Origin of the sequence: Paenibacillus oryziterrae (assembly GCF_042610485.1) — a bacterium.
In the GTDB taxonomy this organism is placed as follows: Bacteria; Bacillota; Bacilli; order Paenibacillales; family Paenibacillaceae; genus Paenibacillus_AQ.
The window spans coordinates 18,119-30,864 of record NZ_JBGJZO010000016.1; the positions used below are offsets into that span (position 1 = coordinate 18,119).

Below are 12,746 nucleotides of genomic sequence, written 5' to 3' on the forward strand. Positions count from 1 at the left end.
GATAAATTATGCAAAGAAGCCATCACTGTGGACAATTAACGCCGGAACAAATCGGACAGACCGTAACCTTGAACGGGTGGGTTCAAACCCGCCGTGACCTTGGTGGCGTATTGTTCATCGATCTTCGTGACCGGAGTGGAATTGTACAAATCGTGTTCAATCCGGACTATTCCGGGGAATCTCAGCAAATTGCCGATAAAGTGCGCAGCGAGTATGTAATTGCCGTTAAAGGTAAAGTGGTTAAACGCGACGCCGAAACGGTCAATCCGAACCTTCCTACCGGCGAGATTGAAGTGCAAATTACTGATATTGAAGTGCTGAATGCTGCCAAAACTCCACCGTTCTTCGTTGAAGACGGAGTAGAAGTAGATGAGTCGCTTCGCCTTAAATACCGTTATCTGGATCTGCGTCGTCCGGAAATGCAAAAGACATTGCTGCTCCGTTCCAAAGCGGCGAAGATTTTCCGTGATTTCCTGGACAGCGAAGGTTTTATCGATGTGGAAACGCCGATCCTGACTAAAAGCTCTCCTGAAGGCGCACGGGATTACCTGGTGCCAAGCCGGGTGCATGAAGGCGAGTTCTTCGCGCTTCCACAATCCCCGCAAATCTACAAACAGCTGCTTATGGTGGGCGGCGTAGAACGTTATTATCAAATCGCCCGCTGCTTCCGCGATGAAGACCTTCGTGCTGACCGCCAGCCGGAATTCACCCAGGTCGACATTGAAACTTCCTTCATGTCCCAAGACGATCTACTTGGCATGATGGAGAAGTTGATGCAGCGCCTGTTCAAGGAAACGGTTGGTGCCGAACTTTCTCTGCCTTTCCAACGCTTGACCTATGCCGAAGCTATGGGTAAATACGGTTCTGATAAACCGGATCTTCGTTTTGGCCTGGAGCTTGTAGAGATGAATGATATTGTTGCAACCAGCGGTGTAAAAGTATTCGCCTCTGTCATCGAGAAAGGCGGCGAAGTGAAGTGTCTTAACGCCAAAGGCTGTGGCACTTGGACCCGCAAAGAAATTGATGATCTCGGACCTTATGCTGCACGTTACGGCGCGAAAGGACTCGCATGGATTCAAGTGAAAGACGGAGAATTCAAGGGACCAATCGTTAAATTCTTCTCCGAGGAAGAAATTGCAGCCGTGAAAGAGCGTACCGGTGCTGAAGAGGGAGACCTTCTGCTCTTCTCCGCGGATACCAAAAAAGTAGTGGCTGATGTTCTGGGTGCGCTTCGCGTGAAAATCGGACGCCAGCTTGGTCTGATCGATGATAATGTGTTCAAGTTCGCTTGGGTGACAGACTTCCCGCTGCTCGGCTACGACGAAGAGCAAAAACGGTATGTTGCAGAACACCATCCGTTCACTCGTCCGAAGGATGAGGATCTGCATTTGTTCGATACAGATCCGGGTGCGATCCGCGCACAAGCTTATGATATCGTGCTTAACGGTTATGAAGTAGGCGGCGGCTCCCAGCGGATTTACAAACGTGATGTGCAAGAGAAAATGTTCAATGCACTTGGCTTGTCACCGGAGCTCGCTTATGAGAAATTCGGATACCTGCTGGATGCGTTCGAATACGGAACGCCTCCGCACGGCGGGATCGCTTTTGGTTTTGACCGTCTCGTGATGCTGCTGTCCGGTCGCACGAACCTGCGTGAAACCATTGCCTTCCCTAAAACGGCAAGCGCTACGGATCTGCTGATGGATGCACCATCCCCTGTTGAAAGCTCGCAATTGGAGCAATTACACATCAAGCTGGCTGTGAAGCCCGAAAAAGAAAAGAAATAACATACTTTACGCCCGCGAGCAATTCCCTGCTCCGCGGGCTTTTAAAAGGAGGCGGCACCCCATGCTGCATCAGTTCTCACGTACGGAGCTGGCGTTCGGACCGGAAGGTCTGGAGATTATGAAGAACAGCACGGTGGCAGTGCTTGGTATCGGAGGCGTTGGCGGGATGGCAGTTGAAGCCCTGGCACGCACCGGTATCGGGCGCATCATTCTGATTGACAAGGATGCGGTGGATATCACTAACATCAACCGCCAGATCCATGCACTCACCACGACAGTCGGGCAGAAGAAGGCTGATCTTATGGTGGATCGGATCAAGCTGATCAATCCGGAATGTGAAGCAATTGCGCTTAATATGTTTTACACGGAAGAAACCTATGAAGAGCTGTTCAAGCTGAAGCCGGATTATGTTCTTGATGCTTCCGATACGATTATTTATAAGGTTCATTTAATTAAAGAATGTCTGGCCCGGGGGATTCCGATGATTTCGAGCATGGGAGCCGCTAACAAGTTTGATCCTACCCGCTTCCAAATAGCCGATATTTCGAAGACAACGATGGATCCGATTGCAAGAGTCATCCGCCAGAAGCTGCGCAAGGAAGGTATCAAGAAAGGTGTGAAGGTGGTCTTCTCCACGGAAGCACCAATGAAGCCGCGCCAGGACGTTACAGACAAAATCGTTCCTGAAGATGCGCCGGACCGTCGTAAGGCGAAGCAGCCGCCTGCAAGCAACTCGTTCGTGCCTCCGGTAGCAGGCCTGATTATGGTCAGTGCAGCCGTCCGCGATTTGCTTGAAGCCGGTGGCGTTAGTCTGTAATTACTTTGTTAGACAACATAGTAGTACTCTAAGAACAGGATAAAAGGGCTGGCAGCCGGACTCCGGATGCTTCAGCCCTTTTGTTGTCATTATTTAAGCACTTGCCGCAAGTCGCGGACTGATTAATGGCATAATAGCCAAAGTGCATCAAGCACTGATTAGCCAGGTGAACTAAGGGGTAATAACCGCGGGCGGAACTTATTATTTATGGGGGTTTTTCTTAATGTTGAAAGCTAATTTTTGGCGCAAAAGCCTTGGCTTGGAGCCGGAAGATGATTGGAAGCGGGAATGGGCGGCAGGAATTCTGAGCTATTTTGCTTCCGTATATATCGTAATGGTCAATGCAGCCATTCTGCATGATGCGGGTATGCCGCTGCGGGCGGGGATGGTAGCTACACTGCTCACCGCCATCACAGGCTGTCTGCTTATGGCCTTTGGCGGCAAAACACCGATTATCGTGGTTCCCGGAATGGGGATCAACGCCTTTTTCACATATACGCTTGTTCATTCCATGAAACTGGATTGGCGTGAGGCGTTGGCGGTTGTCGTGGTAACCGGGGTTCTGTTCGCTGTTGTCGCGTTCACTTCACTGTACCGTATACTTAGCGATGCCATACCGCCGAACCTTCAGCATGCGATAACAGTAGGGATCGGGTTATTCCTGACCTTTATCGGCCTGCAAAAGAGCGGAATCGTTATCGCCCACCGCACCACCTTTGTGGCTATTGGTCACTTCAGCGATCCGGCGGTTATTACCTCCTGCGTAACGCTGCTGCTGGCACTCGTACTGTTCATCCGTGGGACCCGCGGCGGCCTGCTGATCAGTATGATGGTAGGGACAGGATTAGCTTACTTGCTTGGCGCAGGCCATGCTCCAGAGTCATTGGGTTCAGGGCATGTATTTGCAGGTTACCGGCAAGTATTTGTGAATATGAGTTGGGACAGCGTCGTTAGTCTGGTGTTCTGGATTGCTGTATTCCTGCTGTTACTGATTGTTGTATTTGAAAATATCGGACTCATCGCCTCGCAGACGCTCCTTGCCAACCGCCCGGAGCGGTTCAAGAGCAGCCTGCGCGCTTTGTCTATTGCCAATATCGCGGCTGGCTTGTTCGGAAGCAGTCCTGTAGTCGCCGCTGCGGAGTCTAATGCCGGGATAGCGGCCGGTGGCCGCTCGGGCTTGACCTCGCTCGTGACGGGCCTGTTGTTCGCTGCTACCTTCCTGTTCATCCCGCTGCTGGCTTATGTGCCTGACAGTGCTATAGCGCCTATCCTGATCGTTATCGGAGGTCTAATGGTGCAGAGCGTGCGGGAGATGGACTTCAACGATATGACTGAGGTGTTCCCTGCTTTCCTTGTCATGGTCATGATTCCGTTCACCTACAGCATCGTCGATGGAATGGCTTTCGGATTTATTACGTATCCGGTGGTCAAGCTGGCGACGAAACGGGGAGAAGATGTTCCTCACGCACTCTATGTGATTGCCGGTCTGTTCCTGGCTAACTTTATACTGCATGCCATGCTGTAAGGTTTTATTCGCTTTTTGCCCGTCGCCTGTGCTACAATGAGTATCCTTTTTGCCGCGAGGATAAGGAATAATATGCCATTGCTTCACTAAGCAATGCAACTTTTAGGAGGTAACTGAAATTGGATGATTTTCAAAGTGCCTATCAAGAGGAAGATGAGAGGCTAAAGAGCGCGCTGACGGAGATCGACCAGGTGCTGGAAAGACTGCGTGCCATCCCGGTGTATACCGGACATGAGTACACAGAGCAGGCACTGGAGGCTTCCCGGGATCAAAAGCGCAAGGATTTGGCCAAGCTGCGGCAGGAGCCTTATTTCGGAAGGCTTGATTTCCAAGGGTCGGATGAGGCGGAACGAAAGCCGCTGTACATCGGTAAAATCGGTGTAGACCGCGAAGAGGTAAGCGACAAGCCGCTCGTCATTGACTGGCGGGCACCGGTTGCCAGCCTGTTCTATTCGTTCACCGGCGGAACAGAGCCGGCTTCCTACGAGGCCCCGGATGGTTTGATCGAAGGGCTGGTCTACCTGAAGCGAAATGTGGTGATCCGCAAACAGATTCTTGAGCGGGTAGCGGATACCTTTAACAGGGAAAGTGACGGTCCGGCTGTGTCGGATGAATTCCTGGTCTACCGGCTGGGAGAGAACAAGGATAACCGTCTGCGGGACATTGTCTCAACGATCCAGGAAGAGCAGGACAAGATTATCCGCGCAGCCAAGAATACGGCACTTATTATTCAGGGCGTGGCGGGCAGCGGCAAGACAACCGTTGCACTGCACAGGCTGGCTTTTTTATTGTATCAGTACAAGGAGCAGGTCTTGGCGGAACGTATGGTTATTTTTGCACCAAACCGGATGTTCCTTGATTATATTTCCGATGTGCTGCCGGAGCTTGGGGTGGGCAACATCGCCCAGAGCACGTTCCCGGATTGGGCGGCAAATGTGCTGGGAATTACGCTCGCTGAGCAGGAAGCTGCTGACAACCTGAACCGCTGGTTTGAGGCTTCTGGCGCGTTGCCTGAGATTCTCCCGGAGACCCCTGAACGGTTCAAGGGCTCCACTGCGCTGATGGCAGTTATCGAAGAAAGTGTGAAGCTGTTAGAGGAAAATGCGGTGCCAGAGGGAGATTTTATCCCTTGGGAAGGCGCGGTACTCCGGCGTTCGACCATTCTTCGCTGGCACAACGAAGAATATGCCCCCTATCCGCCCGCCAAACGGAAGGAACGGGTGATGGCGAGGATTCACCGCTGGATTGAAATGGAGCTGAAGAAATGCCCTTCTGCTGCTCTTTTGAAAGATCGAAAGAAAAAAGGAGCACAACGTGAAAAGGCCTACGGCGGTAAATGGCCTAAATACGATCCGCTCACCATATATAAGCAAATGTTCCATGCAATTAAAACGCCGGAGAACTGGCCTCAGAACCCGCCGGAGATCATCCCCGCGAACGTCCTGAAAGAGAGCCGCAGTGAGCTGAAAAAAGGCAATTTGCGGGAAGCTGATCTTCCCCCGCTGCTGTATATTCATTACTTGCTGAACGGGGATGAGGGCATTAGCCGGTTCGATCATATCGTCATCGATGAGGCTCAGGATTTCTCGCCGTTCCAGATTGCGATATTAGATCTCTATGTAAAAGGGCATTCCTTCACGATTCTCGGTGATCTGTCGCAAGGGATTCACGCCTATAAGGGAGTGCATGGCTGGGAAGAGATGCAATCACTGTTCGCACCTGAACATACCTCCTACCATTCACTGACCCGAAGCTACCGGTCCACGATGGAGATTATCGACTTTGCCAATGGGATTCTTGCGGCGGGAGTCGGAAGCTCTCTGCTCGCTGTACCGGTGTTCCGCAGCGGAAATCCCGTTCGTCTGATTCCCTACTCCGGTGAGCAGCCGGAAGGACGTCTCAGTGATATCGGTTCGGCGTTAACCGAACTTTCGGGTAAGGAATACCGCACAGTAGCTGTGTTGACCCGAAGTCTCAAGGAAGCCAAGGAGCTTCACGCATGGCTTTCGGAGGAGTTCGAAGAGATCCATCTAATCGACGGCAGTATGACGGAGTATAAGGGCGGACTGTCAGTGCTGCCCCTCTATTTGTCCAAAGGGTTGGAGTTCGATGCGGTTATTGTGGCCGATACCGACCTGGACCATTACGGGGAGACCGCCTGGGATGCGAAGCTGATGTACGTCGGATGTACCCGGGCTCTGCACGAGCTGTGGCTCATGTATGGAGGCAAGCTGCCAGCTTATCTAAAGGCCGCGTCAGACGCGGCGGAGAATGCTTCTGAGACGGCTTAACCAGTGGTGAAGAACAGTTATAACTGTTCTTGATCTTGTGTCTCCCCCGTCCTTATGGCTTAATAATAAGTGTCCGGCCGGGCGAGAACACTTTCTGGAAGGAGGCTGATTGAAGATGATTTCAGTATACGAGGTGGTATCCGTCTAAGACGGATATCCGCTTAAACCGAGGAGGCCGAAAGGCCTCCTCCTTTCAAATAACTTAACGTTAAAGAGATAATATTTTCCAAAAATGAATATAGACGCTAATCCAAGGGTTTAATATAATGAAATTATAGCGTTACCAAAATATGAACGGTGAAAGGAGGCAGGTGACATGTTAATGATAAACGATGCGAAGAGACACATCGGAACACACCTGTTGAAGGAGGACACAGTAATTGAGTTATGTAAACGGAAAGGATGTGCTTCCCCCGAGCCTTTTGGAAGAGCTTCAGGGATACATCCAGGGTGAATTATTATACATTCCAAGGAAGATGGAGCAGAGAGTAAGGTGGGGCGAGAACAGCGGTACAAGGCAGGAGATTGCCAGCCGCAATGAAGAGATTTACAGCTCTCACCGTAGTGGCAGTTCACTGACGGAGCTCCAGAATCAATACCATTTGTCGGAGGAGAGCCTCCGCAAAATTATATCCAAAATGCGGTTGGCGGTTAGTCGTTAACTTTTATTTTGACAAAGAGCATGGAAACCGTCGGTTTGACGGGGCCATGCTCTTTTTAACGTAAATTAGGTAAGGGCAAACTGCGTACGCCTGTTCTTCAAACTTACTTCGAAGTATAATTAAGATACATAAGAAAAAAGCAAGGAAGTGGACAGATGGATTTATTCTCTTTTGGAGAAGAGGCAGAGGGCGGAAGGCTGCTTGCTGACCGGATGCGTCCGGTCAATCTGGATGAATATATCGGACAGGAGCATATTATCGGGCGGGGGAAGCTGCTGCGCCGGGCGATTGAGGCGGATCAGGTGTCATCGATTCTGCTCTATGGCCCTCCGGGCTGCGGCAAAACAACCTTGGCCCATATCATATCGCATCACACGAAAGCGGAATTTGTGCGGCTGAACGCCGTGGAGGCTTCCGTCAAGGATGTACGTGAGGTTATCGAGCGGGCTCAGAGCAATAAAGCGCTATATGGCTCCAAGACGATCCTTTTTCTGGACGAGGTCCACAGGTTCAACAGCTCGCGTCAGGATGCGCTGCTTCCTGCTGTTGAGAAAGGGATCATAACATTCATTGGTGCAACAACGGAGAATCCGTTCCACTATGTGAACGGAGCCTTAATGAGCCGTTCCACCCTGTTCCAGCTGGAGTCTCTGACGAGCGAGCACAGCCTGCTTGCCATGCGGCGGGCCTTGGCAGATGAGGAGAAGGGATTGGGCTTCATGAAGCTGCAGGCCGACGAAGATGCCTTGGCCCATATCGCGGCGATGGCGAACGGGGACATCCGCCGGGCGCTGAATGCTCTGGAGCTGGCTGCTCTTACGACGGCACCTTTAAATGACGGCAGTGTGCATATTACTCTGGAAGTAGCGGGGGAATCCATTCGCCGTCCAATTGTCAAAGCGGATGAATCGACGCAATACGACGTACTGTCCGCTTTTCACAAAAGTATTAGAGGGTCCAGTGATGCCGCGCTTTTCTGGTTCCTGTATGCGGTGGAGAAGCTTGGCATGGATCCGATGACCTTCATCCGGCGCTTAATTGCTGCCAGCAGTGAGGATATCGGCCTTGCGAATCCGCAGGCCATGGTTCAGGCCGTCAGTGCACTTGACGCATACCGGAATAATGGCTGGCCGGAAGCCAAGCTAAATATTGCTCAGGCGATTCTTTTTGCCGTGGAAAGCCCGAAATCGAATGCGGTTGTCAGTGCAATCTCCCGTGCTACGGCTGCCATGGATGAGATTAAATCGGCAGAGGTTCCCCACCACCTTAGAGATACGCACTATAAGGGTGCTGCCGCTCTTGGACATGCCGGTTATCAGTATCCTCACGACTTCCCCGGACATTATGTGAAGCAGGATTATTTGCCAAAGAACATCTCGCGGCGCGTATTTTACCAGGCAACAGAGCAGGGGAACGAGAGTAAAATTCGTCATAACCAGGCGCTCCGCAGGGAACTGTAAATCGCTTTAAGAGAAGTTAATTTGAATAACTGATTCCACGGAATGATTTAATATCCAGTGCAATTTCAAAATAAAGGAAGCGCTCCCAACGGGGCGTTTTTTATTTTGCGTCACATATAATAACACCTTAAAAAATTTTCTTTAGAAAATCATTGATATTTTACCATATGTTAATTAAAATGAACTACAATATAAAACAATCGTTAAAGTATCAAATTCCAATAAGAATACTTAAGTGTTAATATTCATGACATTAACTAGTTAATTCTGCCATTTATGCGGAATTAGGATTGAAACTTATCAAAATTCGTCGGATGATCCCGGGTTTTGAAATTTCTGTCGTAAGGGTGATGAATTTGAGCGAAGAGCTGCTGGAAATCAAAAATTTAACCACATCGTTCCGGATTGCGGACCATTATTATGCCGCTGTCGATGATGTTACCCTGACTGTGAACAAGAATGAGATTTTGGCCATTGTCGGCGAATCCGGTTCCGGTAAGAGTGCGCTTGCCTTCTCGATCATGGGCCTTCACACCAGGGCCAGGATTGAAGGGCATATCAATTACAAAGGCACGGATATCGTCAATCTTACGCCTGCGGGGCTGAACAAGCTGCGCGGCCAGGAAATGTCGATGATCTTTCAAGACCCGCTCTCAGCACTAAACCCGTTAATGATTATCGGTTCCCAGATTGAAGAGGTTATGATTCTTCATGATACGAAGCTGTCCAAGAAGCAGAGGAAAGCTAAGGTTATCGATCTGCTAACCAAGGTTGGAATCCCCCGTCCCGAACATACATATCAGCAGTACCCCCATGAATTATCCGGTGGAATGAGACAAAGAGTCGTCATTGCTATCGCGATTGCCAACGAACCCAAGCTATTAATTGCCGATGAGCCGACTACGGCGCTGGATGTCACCATTCAGTTGCAGATTCTCGAGCTGATCAAACGGCTGAAAAACGAATTTGAAGCAGGCATTATTCTTATTACCCATGATTTAGGTGTTGTAAGCGAAATGGCAGACCGTGTTGCCGTCATGTACGCCGGGCAAATTGTCGAAATTGCCGATATTTTTACGCTGACTTCAAATGCCAAGCATCCCTATACAAGGTCACTCCTCAACTCCATTCCGACGGCTAAGCAGGAGAAATCAAGGCTGCATGTTATTCAGGGTATTGTACCTTCACTTCAGCACCTTCCCCGCCATGGCTGCCGGTTCGCGGCCCGGACACCATGGATTGATGAAGCGGAGCATGAAGAGAATCCGCAGTTGCATGAGATTGCCCCTGGGCATTTTGTCCGCTGCACTTGCTACAGGAATTTTCACTTTCCTGAATCCAAGGAGGAGGTGCTCATAGATGGGACTACTTGAAGTCAAAAACCTGAAAGTATATTTTCCTGTTCGCGGAGGGGTGTTCCGCAGGGAAGTTAGTGAGGTCAAAGCGGTAGATGATGTGAGCTTCACGATCGAGCCGGGGCAGACTTATGGACTTGTCGGGGAATCCGGTTCCGGGAAAACAACGACCGGCCGGGCCATTATCGGCTTGAATAATATCACGGCAGGCAGCATTATTTTTGAGGGACAGGATCTGGCATTGAAACATGTGCGCAAGCAGCGAAGTATCCGCAAGGATATCCAGATGATCTTTCAGGATCCCTATTCTTCGTTAAATCCCAAGAAGCGTGTCCTGGACATTATTGCCGAACCTCTGCGGAATTTCGAGCGATTGTCAGCAGGGGAAGAGAAACGCAGGGTGCAGGAGCTGCTGCTTCAGGTCGGACTTAGTCCGGACAATATTCACAAGTACCCTCATGAATTCTCGGGAGGACAACGTCAACGCATTGGGATTGCCAGAGCGATTGCGCTTAAGCCCAAGCTTATTATTGCGGATGAACCGGTGTCGGCGCTCGATGTATCCGTTCAGGCTCAGGTGCTGAATTTCATGCAGGATATTCAGAAGGAGCTTAATCTTACGTATCTGTTCGTCAGTCACGATCTCGGCATCATCAGACATATGTGCGATCATATCGGGATTATGTATAAAGGGCGGCATGTGGAGCAGGGGACCGCTAATGATATTTTTAACAATCCACAGCATATTTATACCAAACGACTGATTGCAGCGATTCCGGATATTGACCCGTTGCAACGCGAGAAACAGGCATTATTCCGTAAGTCCGTGAACATGGAGTATGAACAAGCTTACCGGAATTATTTTGATGAAGAGGGATTGGCCTATTCATTAAAAGCGATCTCCGAGACTCATATGGTGGCACTGCCCGGGAAAGGTTGAGAATATGTGGAAAATAATTGTACGCAGACTATTTATTATGATCCCGCAAATTTTTCTGTTAAGTATTCTTGTTTTTCTTATGGCCAAGGCAATGCCGGGGGACGCTCTTACAGGACTGCTTGATCCCAGCATCGACCCTGCAGCTATTGCTGAGATGAGAGAGAAGCTTGGACTGAACGATCCATGGTACATACAGTATTGGGACTGGATTACCAAAGCCCTGCATGGGGATTTTGGCCAGTCCTTCCGCTTCAAAATGCCGGCATCGGAGCTTATCGGTCAAAGACTGATGAATTCGGTCTGGCTGTCCCTGACCACACTCGTCTTAACCTACCTCATTGCGATTCCGCTTGGAATTACGAGCGGACGGTATAACGATACCTGGGGAGACCGCCTGATTACGGGTTATACCTATATCGGTTTTGCTGCGCCGCTGTTTATCTTCGCCCTGATCATGCTCTGGGTATTCGGGTTTCACTTCCACTGGTTCCCGACCGGAGGCAGCGTCAGTCCCGGTGAGGTTCCGGGTACCTTCAGCTATTTTATGAGCAAATTTTATCATCTGCTGCTGCCAGCCTTATCTATGGCACTTATTGCTACCGTATCCACCGTGCAGTATTTGAGAAATGAAATTATCGACACGAAGCAGAAGGATTTTATCGTGACAGCCAGAGCGAAAGGCGCTTCGGAATCACGGGTTTATAACCATCACGTTCTGCGTAACTCCCTGCTGCCGATAGCTGCATTCTTCGGATATGAAATTACCGGACTGATCGGGGGCAGTGTGTTCGTGGAGAGCATATTCAGCTACCCGGGTATGGGGATGCTGTTCCTGAGTTCTATCAGCATTCGGGATTTTGCTGTTGTGACTGCTATCGTGCTTCTGTACGGAATTGCTTCCATTCTGGGGGCACTGCTCTCCGATATTATTTTAAGCATTGTGGATCCTCGCATCCGGATCAAATAGACGAACATTTGGGGTGAACAATTATGGCAAAGACTATGGCAGATCCGGCGCTGGTAGTAAGCGACAAAAGTCCTTCAGGCTGGAGAATTATGTGGCGGGAGCTCGTCCGGGATAAGCTTGCTCTTATTTCGTTGATCTTTCTGGCATTGGTGGTAGCAGGAGTATTCGGCGTTTCATTGTTTCTGGATCAGAAGGAGATCGTCACGGTAGACCTCTTCGCTTTATATGAGAAGCCTTCCGCTAAATTCCTGCTTGGAACGGATTACGGGGGACGGGATGTGTTCGGTCAATTGATTATCGGAACCCGGAACTCCCTGAGCATCGGTATTATCGTAACGGTGTTTACTGGTATCATCGGCATTCTTATTGGTTTAATCTCCGGATACTATGGCGGAGCCATTGACAATATCTTCATGCGTTTGGTGGATTTCTTTATGATTCTGCCAATGCTGATGATTGTCATCGCCTTTGTAACCGCAGTTCCTAAATATAATACGTTATCTTTCTCGTTGATTATGACGGCATTTCTATGGATGGGGATCGCGAGACTGATCAGGTCTAAGACACTGCAGGAGAAAGAATTGGAATATGTTCAGGCTTCACGGACTCTGGGCTCCTCCAATCTGAAGATTATGTTCACTCAGGTATTACCTAATCTCAGTTCCATTATTATCGTAACGATGACACTCAATTTGGCTGCGAATATCGGGCTGGAGTCGGGCCTTTCGTTCCTGGGCTTCGGATTTCCCGAAAGCACTCCGAGCCTGGGTACCCTGGTCAGCTATGCCAGAAACCCGCAGACTCTGGAATTCAGATGGTGGATATGGTTACCCGCATCTTTGCTGATTCTGGTGATGATGTTGAGTATAAATAATGTCGGTCAAGCGCTGAAACGTGCGACGGACGCAAGACAAAGAAAAGGATAATAAGGGAGGAAATTGT

General features: G+C 49.8%; 10 protein-coding genes. All 10 read left to right on the forward strand.

Going from position 1 to position 12,746, the window contains the following annotated elements; translation table 11 throughout:
* The first annotated feature begins 8 nt into the window (after positions 1–8).
* The 10 genes from aspS to ACAN55_RS16435 all read left to right on the forward strand — a co-directional run bounded on the left by aspS (position 9) and on the right by ACAN55_RS16435 (position 12,730).
* The gene (gene aspS / locus ACAN55_RS16390; protein WP_379134983.1) at positions 9–1,787 is read left to right on the forward strand and encodes an aspartate--tRNA ligase; all 1,779 of its coding nucleotides are present in this window, start codon (positions 9–11) and stop codon (positions 1,785–1,787) included.
* A gap of 61 nt (positions 1,788–1,848) precedes the next feature.
* A complete protein-coding gene (locus tag ACAN55_RS16395) occupies positions 1,849–2,604 on the forward strand; it encodes a tRNA threonylcarbamoyladenosine dehydratase (RefSeq protein ID WP_379134986.1) in 756 nt (251 codons plus the stop codon).
* A 223-nt stretch (positions 2,605–2,827) separates the two neighbouring features.
* The gene (locus tag ACAN55_RS16400; protein WP_379134989.1) at positions 2,828–4,129 is read left to right on the forward strand and encodes an NCS2 family permease; all 1,302 of its coding nucleotides are present in this window, start codon (positions 2,828–2,830) and stop codon (positions 4,127–4,129) included.
* Positions 4,130–4,248: 119 nt separating this feature from the next.
* Positions 4,249–6,420, forward strand: coding sequence for a HelD family protein (locus ACAN55_RS16405; protein WP_379134992.1), 2,172 nt, complete (start codon positions 4,249–4,251; stop codon positions 6,418–6,420).
* Between the two features lie 380 nt (positions 6,421–6,800).
* The gene (locus ACAN55_RS16410) at positions 6,801–7,082 is read left to right on the forward strand and encodes a CD3324 family protein (RefSeq protein ID WP_379134995.1); all 282 of its coding nucleotides are present in this window, start codon (positions 6,801–6,803) and stop codon (positions 7,080–7,082) included.
* A 155-nt stretch (positions 7,083–7,237) separates the two neighbouring features.
* Entirely contained in the window at positions 7,238–8,542 is a 1,305-nt protein-coding gene (locus ACAN55_RS16415; protein ID WP_379134998.1) for a replication-associated recombination protein A, read from the forward strand.
* A 356-nt stretch (positions 8,543–8,898) separates the two neighbouring features.
* Positions 8,899–9,915, forward strand: a complete 1,017-nt coding sequence (locus ACAN55_RS16420) for an ABC transporter ATP-binding protein (RefSeq protein WP_379135164.1) — start codon at positions 8,899–8,901, stop codon at positions 9,913–9,915.
* A complete protein-coding gene (locus tag ACAN55_RS16425) occupies positions 9,902–10,837 on the forward strand; it encodes an ABC transporter ATP-binding protein (protein ID WP_379135001.1) in 936 nt (311 codons plus the stop codon). The genes ACAN55_RS16420 and ACAN55_RS16425 overlap by 14 nt, the downstream gene beginning before the upstream one ends.
* Positions 10,838–10,841: 4 nt before the next feature.
* A complete protein-coding gene (gene opp4B / locus ACAN55_RS16430) occupies positions 10,842–11,804 on the forward strand; it encodes an oligopeptide ABC transporter permease (protein ID WP_379135004.1) in 963 nt (320 codons plus the stop codon).
* A 23-nt stretch (positions 11,805–11,827) separates the two neighbouring features.
* A complete protein-coding gene (locus ACAN55_RS16435; RefSeq protein ID WP_379135006.1) occupies positions 11,828–12,730 on the forward strand; it encodes an ABC transporter permease in 903 nt (300 codons plus the stop codon).
* Positions 12,731–12,746: the final 16 nt, after the last annotated feature.